The sequence below is a fragment of the Parasulfuritortus cantonensis genome, from assembly GCF_004337445.1.
Classification (GTDB): domain Bacteria; phylum Pseudomonadota; class Gammaproteobacteria; order Burkholderiales; family Thiobacillaceae; genus Parasulfuritortus; species Parasulfuritortus cantonensis.
The window spans coordinates 103,455-120,511 of record NZ_SJZB01000027.1 but is presented as its reverse complement, the minus strand read 5'-3'; the positions used below and the strand labels follow the sequence as shown (position 1 = coordinate 120,511).

At 68.3% G+C, this 17,057-nt stretch carries 17 protein-coding genes; 11 read left to right on the top strand and 6 right to left on the bottom strand.

The features are described 5' to 3' along the window. The 3 genes from EZJ19_RS07445 to EZJ19_RS07440 all read left to right on the top strand — a co-directional run. A partial coding sequence (locus EZJ19_RS07445) for a tetrathionate reductase family octaheme c-type cytochrome (RefSeq protein ID WP_240754693.1) occupies positions 1-1,184 on the top strand: 1,184 nt, incomplete at its 5' end. 65 nt (positions 1,185-1,249) lie between these two features. After that, a complete protein-coding gene (locus EZJ19_RS16595) occupies positions 1,250-1,381 on the top strand; it encodes a hypothetical protein (RefSeq protein ID WP_276320101.1) in 132 nt (43 codons plus the stop codon). Beyond that, entirely contained in the window at positions 1,374-1,973 is a 600-nt protein-coding gene (locus EZJ19_RS07440) for a cytochrome b/b6 domain-containing protein (RefSeq protein ID WP_131446169.1), read from the top strand. Before EZJ19_RS16595 ends, EZJ19_RS07440 begins: the two co-directional genes overlap by 8 nt. A gap of 56 nt (positions 1,974-2,029) precedes the next feature. Here the strand turns inward: EZJ19_RS07440 and EZJ19_RS07435 are convergent, their stop codons facing one another. The 5 genes from EZJ19_RS07435 to glnA all read right to left on the bottom strand — a co-directional run bounded on the left by EZJ19_RS07435 (position 2,030) and on the right by glnA (position 7,424). Next, positions 2,030-2,890 carry a TlpA family protein disulfide reductase gene (locus tag EZJ19_RS07435; RefSeq protein ID WP_131446167.1) on the bottom strand — a complete coding sequence of 287 codons (861 nt, stop codon included), beginning with the start codon at positions 2,888-2,890 and terminating at the stop codon, positions 2,030-2,032. Positions 2,891-2,906: 16 nt separating this feature from the next. Beyond that, a complete protein-coding gene (ntrC, locus tag EZJ19_RS07430) occupies positions 2,907-4,310 on the bottom strand; it encodes a nitrogen regulation protein NR(I) (RefSeq protein ID WP_131446165.1) in 1,404 nt (467 codons plus the stop codon). 93 nt (positions 4,311-4,403) lie between these two features. After that, the gene (gene glnL, locus EZJ19_RS07425; RefSeq protein WP_131446164.1) at positions 4,404-5,435 is read right to left on the bottom strand and encodes a nitrogen regulation protein NR(II); all 1,032 of its coding nucleotides are present in this window, start codon (positions 5,433-5,435) and stop codon (positions 4,404-4,406) included. Between the two features lie 69 nt (positions 5,436-5,504). After that, positions 5,505-5,933, bottom strand: a complete 429-nt coding sequence (locus EZJ19_RS07420; protein WP_165873506.1) for a DUF4124 domain-containing protein — start codon at positions 5,931-5,933, stop codon at positions 5,505-5,507. Between the two features lie 81 nt (positions 5,934-6,014). Then, positions 6,015-7,424 carry a glutamate--ammonia ligase gene (gene glnA / locus EZJ19_RS07415; RefSeq protein ID WP_131446160.1) on the bottom strand — a complete coding sequence of 470 codons (1,410 nt, stop codon included), beginning with the start codon at positions 7,422-7,424 and terminating at the stop codon, positions 6,015-6,017. 235 nt (positions 7,425-7,659) lie between these two features. Here glnA and aroE point away from each other — a divergent pair, with 235 nt between their 5' ends. From aroE to rfaE1, 5 genes are all read left to right on the top strand, one after another. Continuing rightward, the gene (aroE, locus tag EZJ19_RS07410; RefSeq protein WP_131446158.1) at positions 7,660-8,457 is read left to right on the top strand and encodes a shikimate dehydrogenase; all 798 of its coding nucleotides are present in this window, start codon (positions 7,660-7,662) and stop codon (positions 8,455-8,457) included. Beyond that, complete coding sequence (gene mtgA / locus EZJ19_RS07405) at positions 8,457-9,149, top strand: monofunctional biosynthetic peptidoglycan transglycosylase (RefSeq protein WP_131446156.1); 693 nt, start codon at positions 8,457-8,459, stop codon at positions 9,147-9,149. The genes aroE and mtgA overlap by 1 nt, the downstream gene beginning before the upstream one ends. Before the next feature lie 81 nt (positions 9,150-9,230). Beyond that, positions 9,231-10,697: a magnesium transporter gene (mgtE, locus tag EZJ19_RS07400; protein WP_131446154.1), complete on the top strand. Its 1,467-nt coding sequence runs from the start codon at positions 9,231-9,233 to the stop codon at positions 10,695-10,697. Between the two features lie 71 nt (positions 10,698-10,768). Then, positions 10,769-11,317 carry an SIS domain-containing protein gene (locus EZJ19_RS07395; RefSeq protein ID WP_131446191.1) on the top strand — a complete coding sequence of 183 codons (549 nt, stop codon included), beginning with the start codon at positions 10,769-10,771 and terminating at the stop codon, positions 11,315-11,317. Continuing rightward, positions 11,310-12,779 carry a D-glycero-beta-D-manno-heptose-7-phosphate kinase gene (gene rfaE1 / locus EZJ19_RS07390; RefSeq protein ID WP_338069418.1) on the top strand — a complete coding sequence of 490 codons (1,470 nt, stop codon included), beginning with the start codon at positions 11,310-11,312 and terminating at the stop codon, positions 12,777-12,779. The genes EZJ19_RS07395 and rfaE1 overlap by 8 nt, the downstream gene beginning before the upstream one ends. Here rfaE1 and EZJ19_RS07385 read toward each other — a convergent pair. Continuing rightward, positions 12,776-13,591, bottom strand: a complete 816-nt coding sequence (locus EZJ19_RS07385) for a sulfotransferase domain-containing protein (protein ID WP_165873505.1) — start codon at positions 13,589-13,591, stop codon at positions 12,776-12,778. The genes rfaE1 and EZJ19_RS07385 overlap by 4 nt on opposite strands. Positions 13,592-13,894: 303 nt before the next feature. Here EZJ19_RS07385 and EZJ19_RS07380 point away from each other — a divergent pair, with 303 nt between their 5' ends. The 3 genes from EZJ19_RS07380 to EZJ19_RS07370 all read left to right on the top strand — a co-directional run bounded on the left by EZJ19_RS07380 (position 13,895) and on the right by EZJ19_RS07370 (position 16,986). Further along, positions 13,895-14,635, top strand: coding sequence for a sulfotransferase family 2 domain-containing protein (locus EZJ19_RS07380; RefSeq protein ID WP_165873504.1), 741 nt, complete (start codon positions 13,895-13,897; stop codon positions 14,633-14,635). 123 nt (positions 14,636-14,758) lie between these two features. Then, a complete protein-coding gene (locus EZJ19_RS07375) occupies positions 14,759-15,877 on the top strand; it encodes a glycosyltransferase (RefSeq protein WP_131446148.1) in 1,119 nt (372 codons plus the stop codon). After that, a complete protein-coding gene (locus tag EZJ19_RS07370; protein ID WP_206199359.1) occupies positions 15,874-16,986 on the top strand; it encodes a glycosyltransferase in 1,113 nt (370 codons plus the stop codon). Before EZJ19_RS07375 ends, EZJ19_RS07370 begins: the two co-directional genes overlap by 4 nt. Positions 16,987-17,057 lie beyond the last annotated feature (71 nt).

Below are 17,057 nucleotides of genomic sequence, written 5' to 3'. Positions count from 1 at the left end.
TTCTCAATCCTCAGACCAATCAGGTGCTGGGCAAGAAGCACATCGTCAACAACTTCTGCACGTCGATCTCGTCGAACCAGGCCTTCTGCACGGCCTGCCACATCGGCTACGGCTGGAAGGACGACACCTTCGACTTCAAGAATCCTGACAACATCGACTGCCTGGTCTGCCACGAGAGCACCGGCACCTACCGCAAGCTCCCGGGCTTCGCCGGCAATCCGGTCTATCAGGACGTCGAGTTCCCGCCCCATTCCGGCAAGATCGTCAAGGCGGTCGACCTCGAGGCCTCGGCCCAGAGCGTCGGCAAGACCGGCCGCAAGAACTGCGGCGCCTGCCACTTCTATGGCGGCGGCGGCGATGCCGTGAAGCACGGCGACATCGACAGCACCCTGACCAACCCGTCCAAGTACCTGGACGTGCACATGGACAAGGACGGCCTCAACTTCAGCTGCGGCGAGTGCCACAAGACCACCGGCCACCAGGTCCCGGGCAGCCGCTATGCGCCGACCGCCAAGGACGCCGGCGACAGCACCCACATGCGCGGCAAGGACGATGCCAATCCGGCTACCTGCCAGGCCTGCCACACCAACGCCCCGCACAAGCACAACGCCCGTCTGAACACGCACGCCGAGAAGATCGCCTGCCAGACCTGCCACATCCCCGAGTTCGCCCGTGGCCAACCGACCAAGATGTCGTGGGACTGGTCGACCGCCGGCAAGCTGGACCAGGACGGCAAGCCCTTCGTGCTCAAGGGCAGCGGCGGCCATCCCTCCTACGACAGCAAGAAGGGTAACTTCACCTACGAAGCCAACGTGATCCCGACCTACGTCTGGTTCAACGGCAAGGTGGACTACACGCTGCGCGAGACCAAGCTCGACCCGACCAAGCTGGTGCAGATCAACCGCTTCGAGGGCAGCCCGACCGACGGCAAGTCGAAGATCTGGCCGATCAAGGTGTTCAGCGGCAAACAGCCGTACGACAAGGCCACCGACCAGTTGCTGATCCCGCACACCTTCGGCGGCGAGGGCGACGAAACGGCGTTCTGGAAGGTGTTCGACTGGAACAAGGCCCTGGAAGCCGGCATGCGCTCGGTGAACGAGAACTTCAGCGGCAGCTACGGCTTCGTCAGCACCGAGATGTACTGGCCGATCACCCACATGGTCGCCCCAAGGGTGATGCCCTGACCTGCGCCCAGTGCCACCAGCCCGCCACCGGCGTCGGTCGCCTGGACAAGGTCCCCGGCATCTACATGCCCGGTCGCAGCTCCAACAAGACCATGGACATGCTCGGCTGGAGCATCGCCCTGCTGACCCTGATCGGCGTCCTCGGACACGGCGCCGGCCGCATCTACGCGGCCAAGAAAGGAGCCAAACATGAGTAACAAGGTCTATGTCTTCAAGGTCTTCGAGCGCTTCTGGCACTGGTCCCAGGCGGCCCTGATCATCAGCCTCCTGGTGACCGGCTTCGAGGTCCACGGCAGCTACAAGCTGTTCGGCTTCCAGAACGCCGTGGCGGCCCATACCGTGCTGGCCTGGTCGCTGGTCGGCCTGTGGCTGTTCGCCATCTTCTGGCACTTCACCACGGGGGAATGGAAGCAGTACATCCCGACCCTGCAGAAGGTGGACGCCATGGTGAAGTTCTACCTGTACGGCATCTTCACCGACGCGCCGCACCCGTTCAACGCGACCCCCCTGAAGAAGCACAACCCGTTGCAGCGCCTGGCCTACCTGTTCATCCTGGTGGCCGTCGGGCCGATGCTCTGGATCACCGGCTGGTGCTACATCTTCTACGACAACTGGACGGCCTGGGGTTGGGACCAGTACCTGAGCCTGCCCTGGGTGGCGACCCTGCATGCCCTGGCGGCCTACATGATGCTGATCTTCGTGATCGCCCACGTCTACCTGACCACCGCCGGTCATACGCCGATGGCGCACATCAAGGCGATGATCACCGGCTGGGAAGAGACCGACTGACGTCCGTCCCCCGTTGAGGGGCTTGGGGCCCGGCGACCGCAAGGCGCCGGGCCTTTTTACTTGCCGGAGCGGGCGGCCGCGTCGCGCAGCAAGGCCAGATATTGCGACCAGTCGGCGACCGGGCCGACGTGGCCGAAGAGCACGATGCCGCGCTTGTCGAGCACGTAGGTGGTGGGGAAGGCCATGGCCAGGGCGCGGTCGGGCAGACGGCCGCCGTCGGCGAGGCGGAACTCGGCGTCGCGCCGGTCCGTCATGCCGGAGTCGTACCACACCGGCAGGCCACGTCCGATCTTGCGCGCCAGGGAGCCCGCCTGGCCGAACCCCTCGCGCACCTGCAGGAAGACGAAGCGGATGTCGTTGTCGCCCTTGGCGGCTTCGGCGAGCCGGACCAGGTCGGGCAGTTCGCGTTGGCAGGGTGGGCACCAGGAGCCCCAGAAATGCAGCACCACCACCTTGCCGCGCAGGTCGGACAACTTCACCGGCCTGCCCTTGGCGTCCTTGAAGGCGAGGTCGGCAAGGCGGGCGCCGGGCAGCGTGCCGGTGGCGGCGCGGGCGGCGTCCGCACGGCTCTTGTAGGGGCCCCAGGCGCGCGCCCACTCGGCACGGTTCAGCACCACGGCGTCGTCGCGGGCGTAGATCAGGCAGCGTTGCAGGGTGTTGGCCTGGCAGTTGGCGAGAGCTTCGCGCTCGGCCATGGCCGGATCGGCCGCCTCGATCGAGTAGCCCCAGGCGCCGCCCGGGGCGACGGCGAAGGCGCGCGGCGGCGTGATCGCCAGGAATTCCCGGTAGCCGGCTTGGCCGCGGGCGTCCAGATGGGGAACGGCCGCGACGTCGGAGACGTCGGCGGCGAGGCCGCCGGCGGCCCAGACGGCCAGCATCGCGGCGAGCAGAGATCTGCGCGGAAGTCGGTTAGGCATGACCCGGATTATAGGGTCATTCGCCCTCCTCGCCGGGCATCAGGTCCTGGATCTTCCGGGTCAGGGTGTTGCGGCCCCAGCCCAGCAGGTTCGCGGCCTCGATGCGGCGGCCGCCGGTGTGATTGAGGGCGACCTGGATCAGCGTGCGTTCGAACTCGGCGGTCAGGTCGTTGAGGATGCCGGCCTCGCCGCGGGCAAGCCGCCCCTGGGCGGTGCGGGCCAGGGCCTCGGCCCAGTCCAGGGCGTCGCCGACCGGTTCCTGCAGGGCATCGGGAGGCAGGTCCTTGGCCTCGATGACCTGGCCGGGTGCCATGACCGTCAGCCAGTGGCAGAGGTTCTCCAGTTGGCGCACGTTGCCCGGATAGGGCAGGGCGGACAGGGCCCTGAGCGCGTCGTCGGAGACCTGCTTGGCCTCGACCCCGAGGTCGCGGGCGCTCTTCTGCAGGAAATGGCGTACCAGCAGCGGGATGTCCTCGCGCCGTTCGCGCAGGGCCGGCAGCTTGATCCGGATGACGTTCAGGCGATGGAACAGGTCCTCGCGGAACTGGCCCTGGCGCACCCGTTCCTCGAGGTTCTGATGGGTGGCGGCGATGACCCGGACGTTCACCCGCACCGGGCTGATGCCGCCGACGCGGTAGAACTCGCCGTCGGCGAGGACGCGCAGCAGGCGGGTCTGCAACTCGGCCGGCATGTCGCCGATCTCGTCGAGGAACAGGGTGCCGCCGTCGGCCTGCTCGAAACGGCCGCGCCGGGACGCGGTGGCGCCGGTGAAGGCGCCGCGCTCGTGGCCGAACAGTTCGCTTTCCAGCAGGTCCTTGGGAATCGCCGCGGTGTTCAGGGCGATGAACGGCTTTTCCTTGCGCGGGCTGTGCCGGTGCAGGGCGTGGGCGACGAGTTCCTTGCCGGCTCCGGTCTCGCCGGTGATCAGCACCGTGGCATGCGACTGGGCCAGGCGGCCGATGGCGCGGAAGACGTCCTGCATGGCCGGGGCCTGGCCGAGCATGCCCTGGCTGGCGGCGGCGGCCTGGCCGTCCATGTGCTCCTCGCCGTGGCCCGATTCCTCCAGGGCTCGGTGGATCAGGGCCAGGGCGTGGTTGATGTCGAACGGCTTGGGCAGGTATTCGAAGGCACCGCCCTGGAAGGCCGATACGGCCGAATCCAGGTCCGAGTAGGCGGTCATGATGATGACCGGGACCTTGGGCATGCGCACCTTGAGCCGACTCATGAATTCGAGGCCGTCCATGCCGGGCATGCGGATGTCCGAAAGCACGGCGCCGGCGCCGTCGCTGTCGGTATCCAGGGCCCGCAAGGCGTCCTCGGCGGATTCGAAGATGCGGTGCGGCAGGTTCTCGCGTTTCAGGGCCTTTTCGAAGACCCAGCGTATGGAACGGTCGTCGTCGATGATCCAGACTGGTTTCATGTTAGGGCAGTCGAATGTGGGAGGTGGATGGGCGGGCCGGGCGGGCGCCGGGGCGGCCGGGCATGATGTGGGTCGCGGGGCGCCGGTGCACGGTCATTTGATGGGCAGGTAGATGGAAAAGCAGGTGAAACCGGGTTCGCTGACCATGTGGATGGTGCCTTCGTGGCGCTGGACCAGGCTCTGGGCCAGGGTCAGGCCGACGCCGGAGCCGTTCTCGCGTCCCGATACCAGGGGGAAGAAGACCTTGTCCTGCATGTCCTCGGGGATGCCGGGGCCGTCGTCGGTGATGTCGATGCGGGCCGCCAGCTTCCAGCGCTTCATCGCCAGCGTGACCTGGCGGCTGATGCGGGTGGCGAAGCGTACGGTACCCTCGCCGTTCAGGGCCTGGCCGGCATTGCGGGCGATATTGAGGACGGCCTGGATGAGTTGTTCCTGATCGCCCTGGATGTTCGGCACGCTGATGTCGTAGTCGCGCTCGATGTCGAGGCGGGGAAACTCCGCCTGGAGCAGGTTGCGCACCCGCTCGAGGACCTCGTGCAGGTTGACCGGCCGGATCTCCGGCCGCTTGGCCGGGGTCAGCCAGCGGTCGAGCAGGCTTTGCAGCCGGTTGGTCTCCTGGATGATGACCTGGGTGTATTCGGACAGATCGGCGCCGTTCAGCTCGGCCTCGAGGAGTTGCGCGGCGCCCCGGATGCCGCCGAGCGGGTTGCGGATCTCGTGGGCGAGCTGCTTGAGGAGCAGTTGCACCGTCTGCGCCTGGGCCATGGCCTGCTCGTCGCGGGCGATCTTGACGCTGCCGCCGGCCGAGTGGAATTCCAGTACCAGGGCACCGGCCTCGTCCTCCAGCGGCGAGATGGTCAGGTTGAGGATCAGGCTGTGGTCGCCCGACTCGATGAGCATATGGTGCTCGGTGAAGCTGACGCCCTCCTGCAAGGCGGCCTCCATCGCCCGCACCAGTTCGGTGCGTTCCTTGATCAGGGTACCGAGCGGCCGGCCGATGGCATGGTAGGAGGAGATGCTGAACATGTTCTCCGCCGCCGGATTGATATGGCGGATCACGCGCTGCTCGTCGAGGACGAGAACGGCGGTAGCGAGTATGTCGATGCCAGGCGGGATGCGGTTCATTCGGGACGACCTGAGGTTTTCACCCGTGATTTAGCAAGAAGCGAGCCAGTGAACCGGATTCGGGTATTTCTACTTGATGCGGGCCAACTCCTTGTCCAGCATCTCGATGTTCTTTTCGTGCAGGCGGCGGCTTTCGTCGAGCTTCTCGCGCTCCGCGACGGTGCGCGCCTTTCCGTTGTCGATCTGGCTGCGCACCGCGGCGAGGGCGTTCTCCTCGTTCTTGCGCTCGTCCAGGAGCAGCGAGCGGCGGACGTCGTCGCGCCTGCTCTGGGTGCGCGCGTCGACGCGCGGGAAGTCTGCCGGCGTCTCGACGCCGCCGCGCTTGCGCGGCGTGCTGCGGATCGTACCGCCGTCGCGGGTGTCGAGGAACTTCACGGCGCCCGGGCGATAGTGATCGCTGAACGTGACGTTGCCGTCGGCGTCGACGTACTTGTAGACGGCGGCCGGCGCCGACTGGGCGACGCAGGCCAGCAGCAGGGCTAGGCAGGCTTGGCGCATGTCCCGAGTGTAGGGAATGTACATCCTACCGGCAATAAAAAGGGGCGGCCGCAGCCGCCCCCGTTCAGATGCCGATTCCGGTCAGACCGAGTAGTACAGGTCGAACTCGATGGGGTGCGTGGTCATCCGCAGGCGGGTGACTTCTTCCATCTTCAGATCGATGTAGGCGTCGATGAACTCGTTGCTGAACACGCCGCCCTTGGTCAGGAAGGCGCGATCCTTGTCGAGTTCTTCCAGAGCCATGTCGAGGCTGTGGCAAACCTTGGGGATGGCGGCTTCTTCTTCCGGCTCCAGGTCGTACAGGTTCTTGCTGGCCGGATCGCCCGGGTGGATCTTGTTCTCGATGCCGTCCAGACCGGCCATCAGCATGGCGGCGAAGGCCAGATACGGGTTGGCGATCGGGTCCGGGAAGCGGACTTCGATACGGCGGGCCTTGTCCGAGGCGACGTGCGGGATGCGGATCGAGGCGGAACGGTTACGGGCCGAGTAGGCCAGCATGACCGGGGCTTCGAAGCCGGGGACCAGACGCTTGTAGGAGTTGGTGCCGGGGTTGGTGATGGCGTTCAGGGCCTTGGCATGCTTGATGATGCCGCCGATGTAGTACAGGGCGGTCTCGGACAGGCCGGCGTAGCCGTTGCCCGCGAACAGGTTCTTGCCGTCCTTCCAGATCGACTGGTGGCAGTGCATGCCGGAGCCGTTATCGCCGACGATCGGCTTGGGCATGAAGGTGGCGGTCTTGCCGTAGGCGTGGGCGACGTTGTGGACCACGTACTTCAGGATCTGGGTCCAGTCGGCGCGCTGGGTCAGGGAACCGAACTTGGTGCCGATTTCGCACTGGCCGGCGGTGGCGACTTCGTGGTGGTGGACTTCGACCGGGACGCCCATCTCTTCCAGGGCCAGGCACATGGCCGAGCGGATGTCCTGCAGGGAGTCGATCGGGGGAACCGGGAAGTAGCCGCCCTTGACCTTGGGACGGTGGCCGATGTTGCCGGCTTCGGTCTGCTCGCCGGAGGACCAGGCGGCCTCTTCGGAATTGATCTTGACGTGGCTGCCGGACATGTCGTCACCCCAGGTGACGGAGTCGAAAATGAAGAATTCCGGTTCCGGGCCGAAGTAGGCGGTGTCGCCGATGCCGGAGGACTTCAGATAGGCCTCGGCACGCTTGGCGATGGAGCGCGGGTCGCGGTCATAGCCCTTGCCGGTATCCGGCTCGATCACGTCGCAGGACAGGATCAGGGTGGGCTCGTCCATGAAGGGGTCGATGTTGGCGGTGTCCGGGTCCGGCATCAGGAGCATGTCGGAAGCCTGGATGCCCTTCCAGCCGGCAATCGAGGAACCGTCGAAGGCGTGGCCGTCGGTGAACTTCTCTTCGTCGAAAGCCGACACCGGCACGGAAACGTGTTGTTCCTTGCCGCGGGTATCGGTAAAGCGGAAATCGACGAATTTGACGTCGTTTTCCTGGATCATCTTCATTACGTCGGCGACCGCCATGTTTAAACTCCTAATCACAGATTGCACAAGTAATGTGGAAACCACACCGAGCCTGAGCTAGCACGCGTCGTGCCAGCGGCAAGGCAGCGAAAAGCATTGTGCCACAAGGCCTATCGGGCAATACGGGAATTTTTCTGCACGCAAACGGTGCCCGTGTGCACCACAATGGTGCCTAAACTTGGCGGCTCAACGGACGTACAATCGCGCCGACCCAAATAGCCCCGGTTCCGACATCATGACCGACCGTTACGCCGTGTTCGGCAATCCCATCTCCCACTCCAAGTCGCCGCTGATCCATGCCGAATTCGCGCGCCAGACCGGGCAGGAACTCGTCTACGAGGCCATCGAGGCGCCGATGGACGATTTCCGGGGCGCCGTGCTCGCCTTCCGCGACGCCGGCGGCCGGGGTGCCAACGTCACGGTGCCGTTCAAGGAGCAGGCCTACCTGCTCGCCGGCGAACGCAGCGAGCGTGCCGACGCGGCCGGGGCGGTGAACACGCTGACCTTTGCCGACGGCGAGATCTGGGGCGACAACACCGACGGTGCCGGCCTGGTCAACGACCTGCTCAACAACCTGGACTTCGACCCCGCCGGTCAGCGCATCCTGCTCCTGGGTGCCGGCGGCGCCGCGCGCGGCGTCGGCCTGCCGCTCATGGAACGCGAGCCCGCCGAACTTTTCGTCGCCAACCGCACCGCCTACAAGGCACGCGAGCTGTCTGCCCGCTTCGACTGCTACGGCGGCGGCTTCGAGGCCCTGGAGGGGCGCCGCTTCGACCTCGTCATCAACGCCACCGCGGCCAGCCTGGCCGGCGACCTGCCGCCCTTGCCGGAGGACATCTTCATGCGCGGCGCCCTCGCCTACGACATGATGTACGGCCGCGACACGCCCTTCCTGGCCTTTGCCCGCGCGCACGGCGCGCGCACCGCCGACGGCCTGGGCATGCTGGTCGAGCAGGCCGCCGAGGCCTTCGCCATCTGGCGCGGCGTGCGTCCGCAGACGGCCCCGGTCATCGCCATGCTGCGGAACGCCTGATGCGGCGCTGGTGGTGGCGGGGCGGCCTGATCGTCCTGATCCTGACCCTTTACCTGCAAGTCGGCTTCCTGGCCGGGGTGCTGTGGTGGAACTGGTTCAATCCGGCCAACACCGCCTTCATGGCGGCCGGCCTCGACCGACTGCAGGAGAAGAAGGGGCCGGACGCCGAGTTGCGGCACCAGTGGGTCGATTACGGCCGCATCTCCATCCACCTCAAGCGCGCGGTGATCGCCGCCGAAGACAGCCGTTTCCTCGAGCACGAGGGCTTCGACTGGGAGGGCATCGAGAACGCGGTGGAGAAGAACCTGAAGAAGGGCCGCATCGTCGCCGGCGGTTCGACGATCAGCCAGCAACTGGCCAAGAACCTGTTCCTGTCGGCCTCGCGCAACCCGGTGCGCAAGCTGCAGGAGGCGGTCATCACCGTGATGATCGAGCAGCTGTGGACCAAGCGGCGCATCCTGGAGGTCTACCTCAACGTCATCGAGTGGGGCAACGGCGTCTACGGCGCCGAGGCGGCCGCCCGGCGCTACTACAAGACTTCCGCCGCCGGGCTGGGGCCCGGCGAGGCGGCCCGCCTGGCGGCCATGATCCCGAACCCGCGCTACTACGAGACGCATCCGGGCGCGCGCGGCTTGGCCAAGCGCCAGGGCATCATCGCGGCGCGCATGTGGCAGGTGAGCGTGCCGCGCTGACGCTGGGTTAAAATTCGTCATTTCCGTTGGCGCGGGCGTGCCCGTGCCGTTCAGCAACGACGCCGGGGGCGGCCGCAAGACATGGACGACCAGCACGAGGACAAGGCCAAGGAGCACGTCGAGGACAGCCTGGAACAGGTGATGCTCCTCATCGCCCGGCAGAAGCTGGTGGAGTCGCTCGTCCACAAGCAGGACATGCCGCGCCACGAGCTGGTGGAAACCCTCGTGCACAAGCAGAACCTGGCCGAGCTGACCCACAAGCTGGACGAGATGCACCCGGCCGACGTCGCCTACGTACTCGAGGCGCTGCCGCTGGAAGACCGCCTCCTGGTCTGGGACCTGGTCAAGGCCGAGCGCGACGGCGAGATCCTGCTCGAGGTCTCGGACGCGGTCCGGGAAACCCTGATCGAGGCGATGAACAACCGGGAACTGGTGGCCGCCGCCGCCAGCCTGGACACCGACGAGATCGCCGACCTGGCGCCCGACCTGCCGAAGGACGTGGTCCAGGAGCTGATGAAGTCGCTCGACCACGCCAAGCGGCTGCAGGTGGAGTCCTCGCTGTCCTACGACGAGGACTCGGTCGGCGCCCTGATGGACTACGACTTCGTCACCATCCGCTGCGACGTCACCCTGGAGACCGGCCTGCGCTACCTGCGCATGCTCGGCGACCTGCCGCCGCAGACCGACAAGCTGTTCGTGGTCGAGCGCGACGGCCGCCTGCTCGGCACGCTGCCGTTGAAACGCCTGCTGGTGCACGACCCGGAGGCGCACGTCGCCGCGGTGATGTCGGACGAGCCGGTCACCTTCCATCCCTCCGACGAGGCCTCCGACGCCGCCCAGGCCTTCGAGCGCTACGACCTGGTCACGGCGCCGGTGGTCGACGCCAAGGAACGCCTGGTGGGCCGGCTCACGGTGGACGTGGTGCTCGACTACATCCGCGCCGAATCCGAGTCCGACCTCCTCCAGGCCGCCGGTCTGCGCGAAGAGGAAGACCTCTTCACCACGGTCTGGAAGGCGGCCAAGAACCGCTGGCTGTGGCTGGGCATCAACCTGGTCACCGCCCTGATCGCCTCGCGCGTGGTCGGGCTCTTCGAGGGCAGCATCGAGAAGCTGGCCGCCCTGGCCGCCCTGATGCCCATCGTCGCCGGCATGGGCGGCAACTCCGGCAACCAGACCTCGACCCTGGTCGTGCGCGGCTTCGCCCTCGGCCTCATCAACAAGGACAACAGCAAGCGCCTGCTCGCCAAGGAACTGGGCATCTCGGTGCTCAACGGCGCGGTCTGGGGCAGCATCATGGGCGTGGTCGCCTACCTCCTGTACCGCGACGCCCCGCTCGGCGGCGTCACGGCGATGGCCCTGGGGGCCGTGATGGCGGCGGCCATGATGCTCAACCTGATCGTCGCCGCCCTGGCCGGCTACTTCGCCCCGGCCGTCATCGACCGCTTCGGCCGCGACCCGGCCTTCGGCTCGGCGGTGCTGACCACCTTCATCACCGACTCGATGGGCTTCTTCATCTTCCTCGGCCTGGCGACGGTATTTTTGCTGTAACCGGCGTCCCGCCTTGGGCTTATGATTCCAAATTATTTTTCGACGGCATTCCTGTGAGCAATCCGATCCAGATGGCCCTGGAGGCACACCAGGCGGTGATCGCCTCGCTGCATCCGCTCATTCCGGACATCACCCGCCTGGCGCGCGAGATGCGCGCCTGCCTGGCGCGCGGTGGCAAGGTCGTCTGGCTGGGCAACGGCGGCAGCGCCGCCGACAGCCAGCACCTGGCCGCCGAGATGGTCGGGCGCTACCGGCGCGAGCGCAAGGGACTGGCCGCGCTCGCCCTCACCACCGATACCTCGATCCTCACCTCGGTGGGCAACGACTACGGCTACGAACACATCTTCGCCCGCCAGGTCGAGGCCTTGTGCACGGCGGCCGACGTGGTGGTCGGCATCTCCACCTCCGGCAACAGCCGCAACGTCCTCCTCGCCATCGCCAAGGCGCGCGAGATCGGCGCCTACACGGTCGGCCTGCTGGGCGGCCGGGGTGGCCAGCTCAAGGAAACCTGCGACCTCGCGCTGGTGGTCGGCTCGGACGACACGGCGCGCGTCCAGGAGGCCCACATCCTGATCGGCCACATCCTGTGCGACCTGGTGGAGGGCGGCGACCTTGAATAGCCTGGTCGATGCCGTCCGCCACGGCTTTCCGACGCCGGCCGGGCGGACGCCCCGGGCCCTGGTGGTCGGCGACCTGATCCTGGACCGCTACCTGTGGGGCGAAGTCGAGCGCATCTCGCCCGAGGCGCCGGTGCCGGTGGTCCGCCTGGGCCGCGAGACGGTCCGCCTGGGCGGGGCCGGCAACGTGGCTGCCAACCTGGCCGGCCTGGGCCTGCGGGTGGACTTGTACGGTCACGTCGGCGAGGACTTCGACGGCCGCGCCCTGGCAACCGAACTGGCGGCCGCCGGCATCGCCGCCGACGGGCTGTTGCGGGGGCCGCGCCCGACCATCAGCAAGACCCGGGTGATCGGCAGCCACCAGCAGATGATCCGCCTCGACCGCGAGGAGACGGGTGCCTTCCCGGCCGTCGAGCAGGCGCGCCTGCTCGACGCCGTGCGCGCCGCCCTGGCCGCCGATGTCCCCGACGTGGTGATCCTTTCCGACTATGCCAAGGGCTGCCTGCCGGCCGAGGTGTGCCAAGCCGTCATCGCCATGGCGCGGGGCGCCGGCGTCCCGGTCCTGGTCGACCCCAAGGGCAGCGACTACCGGAAATACCGCGGCGCCACCGGGCTGACCCCGAACAAGCGCGAGGCGGCCGAGGCGACCGGGGTCTCCGTGCGCGACACCGAGGCGTTGCTCGCCGGCGTGGCCGGCCTGGTACGCGATCTCGGACTCGACTTCGTCGCCCTGACCCGTGGCGAGGAGGGCCTGTCGCTGGTGCGCGCCGGGTCCCAGGTGCACCTGCCGGCCCGGGCACGCCAGGTGTTCGACGTCTCCGGCGCCGGCGACACGGTGATCGCCAGTCTGGCCGCCGGCCTGGCTGCCGGCCTCGGCCTGGAAGAGGCCGGCGTGCTCGCCAACCTGGCCGCCGGCATCGTGGTCGGCAAGGTCGGTACGGTACCGGTCGAGGCCTGGGAACTGGCGCGCGAGATGGAGCGCCAGGGCGGCATCAGCCAGGCCGACAAGATTTGCGACTGGACCCGCGCGCGCGCCCAGGTCGAGGCCTGGCACCGGGACGGCCGGCGCGTGGTGTTCACGAACGGCTGCTTCGACCTCCTGCACGCCGGCCACGTCGGCTACCTGGAGCAGGCGCGCAAGCTGGGCGACCGCCTGGTGGTCGGGCTCAACACCGATGCCTCGGTGAGCCGGCTCAAGGGGCCGGCCAGGCCGGTCATCCACGAGGCCGACCGGGCCCGCGTGCTGGCGGCGCTGGAGGCGGTCGACGCCGTGGTCCTGTTCGGCGAGGAGACGCCTCTGGACCTGATCCTGGCCTTGCGCCCGGACGTCCTGGTCAAGGGCGACGACTACCGCGAGGACCAGGTGGTCGGGGCGGCGGAAGTGAAATCCTGGGGCGGCTCGGTGGCGCTCATCCCGGTCCTGGCCGGACGCAGCACCACCGGCATCATCGCCAAACTGGGCTAGTCGGCCGCCGCGCCGCCGCGATAGGGGAAGAACGGGTCGAGACGGGTCAGGGCGTCGTCCAGGTAGGCCAGTTCGGGCGCCTGGAAGTGCTTCCGGAAGCCACCCACGGAGCCCTCGCGGACCTTGAACGAATCCGGATCGGCAGTATCCCGGGCGCGCAGGATCGGGCTGCCGAAGGCGTCCGCGGCCTCCATCTTCTTCATGTTGCCGAACTCGGCGAAGGCGACCGCCTCGGCGATCAGGTCGTCGCGGATGTCCGCGATGGCCATGAACTCGAGCAGCCGGCGCAACTCGCCCGCGGTATCGGCCTTGAGGGTCTCGTAGCACAGCCAGTGGCATTGCTTGTGGCCGGCCAGGCGTCGGTGCCAGAGGTTCATCACCCGGACGATGTTGTCGACGCCATAACGCGCGTCGCGGATGAAATCGGCGATGGCGATCTCGATCTTGCGGCGCGAACGCTTGGTCTTCTGGAAATACATGGAGACCACGACGTCGCGCGGATCGCGGTAGACGATGACCACCTTCTTGCTGCCGAGCACGGCGGGCGGCGCGATGTTGCTGCCGAGCAGGCGCTCGTACCAGGTGGCATCGCTGAAGTGCGACCAGAGCTCGTGGTCGTACAGGATGGAGGGCACCCCGGCGGCCTGTTCGTGCAGGTCGTCGAGGGTGAAGTCCTGGCCGAAGTGCAGGGCGAGGTACTTGTTGAGCAGGACACGCAGCCAGGTGCGGCCGCTCTTGCCGACCGACAGGACGAGCACGTCGGCGGAGCGGAACTTGTTGACGCGGGAGGTCAGATTCCAGGTGACCAGCAAGATAGTTCTCCGGATTTTCGATCGGGGCAGCCGGCCGCGGGCGGGGAGGGGCGCATTCTAGCCAGCCGGCGTGCAGGCGTCCACGGCATGCCGGCGCAGATTAAAACCGGGTAAAGGTACTTGTACCCGCCTGACTGCCGCAATTATAAGTGTTCCTTAAGTCTGGAGGCTGGGGACGGCGGTTTCACTCTTTCGTGGCACCGGCCGGAACCGGTCTTTCCATGGGTTTCAATCGGCCGTCGCGCCTCTGGCGTTCCGCTTTCGAGCAGGCGTGTATCCGGCCGGGCACTCGGGCAGGTTCGCGTGATCATTTCTCATCGACATCGATTCGTTTTCTTCCATCTCGGCAAGACCGGTGGCAGTTCGGTCACCTTGGCGCTGTTGCCGCAGTTGGGTTCGCGTGACGTCGTCATCGGCGGCCTCGAGGATGCCCTGACGCACGGCATCCCGGTCCACCCCGGCAGCTGGTCGGTCGCGCTCAGCCCGCCGCTCTGGCCGCGTCTGGTCCGGGGGGGCGTGCGCCAGCGGCGCCTGGCGGGCGGCCTCAACTCGGCGGTCAAGGCGTACTACCGTCGGCGCGGCCTGTCCGGCCCGCACGCGACGCCGGCCGAGGTGCGCGACTACCTGGACGCCGACTGGTCCGGGTACTTCAAGTTCGCCTTCGTCCGCAACCCGTGGGACTGGGCGGTGTCGGCGTATTTCTGGACCTACCGCAACCGCCCGCCCGAGCGGCGCCCGGATTTCGCCACCTACCTGGCCCGTCTCGAGGCGGACACCGCCGAGGCGGCCCGGATGCGGCGCTGGTACTTCGGCCTCACCCTGGACGGCCGGCCGGTCTGCGACATGGTCGGCCGCTTCGAGAACCTGGCCGAGGACCTCGACGCGGTGCGGCGCCGGATCGGCTTTGCCGAGCCCCTGTGCCTGCCCCATGCCAAGCGCAGCAGCGGCCGCGGCCACTACCGGGACCATTACTCGACGCAGGGACGGGCGGCGGTGGCGCGGTTGTTCGCCGACGCGATAGCGGATTACGGCTACCGCTTCTGAGGGCCGGCGGAGACTGGTCACGGGCGTCGCTGAGCGGGTAAACTGCCGTCGCCTTGCCCGCAAGGCCGCGATTACGTCCCAGCCCGCCGTGCCGGTGGGCAGCAACCTCCAGGCCCCAGCCTTATGACCGCCCCATCAGCCGATCTGGCCATCTTCGTCGCCTCGCTGTTCCATGGCGGGGTGGGCAAGATGCGCGTCCACCTGATGAACGAATTCGCCCGCCGGGGCGTCAAGGTCGATCTCCTGCTCGCCGAGCGCGACAGCCCGTACATGGACCGCCTCGATCCGGCCATCCGGGTGGTCGACATGCCGACCTCCAACGCCCTGACCGGCGTCCCCTTCCTGGCCGCCTACCTGTTCCGCAGGCGGCCCCGCGTCCTGCTCGCCCAGCGCCTGCGGGTCAACGCCCTGGCCCTGCGGGCGCGCGCCATCGCCCGGGTGCCGACCCGGGTGTTCGTGACCGCCAACACCCACATGACGACCGAGATCGAGGCCCTCAAGCCGGCCAAGCGGCCGCACCACCTGGCCTTGCTGCGCGACTACTTCCCGCGCGACGACGGCATCATCTCGGTGTCGAACGGCGTCGCCGAGGACCTGGCCGGCCTGCTCGGCTGGCCCTGGCCGACGCCGCGCATCCAGGTCGCCCCCAACCCGGTGGTGAGCCCGGAACTGTACGCCATGGCCGCCGAGCCGCTCGACCACCCGTGGCTGGCCCCGGGCGAGCCGCCGGTGGTCCTGGGCGTCGGCCGCCTGGAGCCGCAGAAGGACTTCCCGACCCTGCTCCGGGCCTTCGCCCGGGTGCGCCGGGAGCGGCCCTGCCGGCTGGTGATCCTGGGCGAGGGCAAGCTGCGCGGCGAGTTGCAGGACCTGGCCGCGGAACTGGGCGTCAGCGACAACCTCGCCATGCCCGGCTTCGTCGCCAACCCCTACCAGTGGATGGCGCGGGCGTCCCTGTTCGTGCTGTCGTCCCTCTGGGAGGGCTCGCCGAACGGCCTCACCGAGGCGCTCGCTGTCGGCGTGCCGCTGGTGGCGACCGACTGCCCGAGCGGGCCGTTCGAAATCCTGGAGGGCGGTCGCTGGGGCCCCCTGGTGCCGATGTCCGATCCGGACGCCCTGGCGGCGGCCATGCTGGCGACCCTGGCGCAGCCGCCGGCGGCCGCGGACCTGCGCCAGGCGGCGCAGCGCTACACGCTCGAGAACAGCGCCAGCCGCTACCTGGAAATCATGGGGCTGGGCCGTTGAGCGCAGGCATCGCGGTCTACATACCGAGCTTCAGCGACGGCGGCGTCGAACGCAACATGGTGGTGCTGGCTTCCGGCTTCGCGGCGCTCGGCTACCGTACCGACTTCCTGGTCGCCGAGACCGGCGACCTGCCCTACCTGCAGCACCTGGCGCCGACCGTGCGGCTGCTGCGCCTGCCCGCCGAGCGCGCGCGCCAGTTCCAGGCGACGGTCGACTACCTGCGCCGGGAACGCCCGGCGGTGCTCATGTCGGCCAAGGGCAAGGACGACCGCCAGGCCGTGGCGGCGCGCGATGCCGCCGCGGTCGGCACCCGGGTGTTCCTGCGCTGCGGCATCCACCTGTCGTCGCGCCCCAAGATGTCCGGCGCCAATCCGTTGCGGCGCTGGTGGCACCGGCGCGACATCCGCCGCCTGTATGCCCGTACCGACGGCGTCATCTGCGTCTCCGACGGGGTCGCGGACGACCTCGCCGAGGTGACCGGCCTGGCCCGCGCCGGCATCGCGGTGGTGCGCAACCCCACCATCCTGGCCGACTTCGCGGCCCTGAGCGCGGCGGCGAACCCGCATCCCTGGTTCGCGCCCGGCCAGGCGCCGGTGATCCTGGGCGCCGGCTCCCTGGCGCCGGTGAAGCGCTTCGACGACCTGATGCAGGCGGCGGCCCGGGTGATGGCGGAAACCGACTGCCGCCTGGTGATCCTGGGCGAGGGCAAGGAGCGCGACAACCTGACCCGCCTGGCCGCCCGCCTGGGCATCGCCGAGCGGGTCGACCTGCCCGGCTTCGTGACCAACGTGCTCCCCTACATGCGCGACGCCGCCGTGTTCGTCCTCGCCTCGGAACGCGAGGGCTCGCCCAACGTGCTGACCGAGGCCCTGGCCTGCGGCACCCCGGCGGTGGCGACCGACTGCCCGAGCGGCCCGCGCGAGATCCTGGCCGGCGGCCGCTACGGCCCCCTGGTGCCGATCGGCGACATCGACGCGATGCAGCGGGCCATCCGGCAGGTGCTGGCGCAGCCGCTGGCGGCCGACGAATTGCGCGCGGCGGTCGCCGAATACACCCTGGAACGGGCCTGCCGGGGCTACCTGCAGACTTTCGGGATTGCAGCGAAGTGATGCAGGGTTCCGCTGCTCTCGTTTCGCGCCGAAGATCGGCCGACGGGCTATCGTGCCGTTGATGGCTCCGG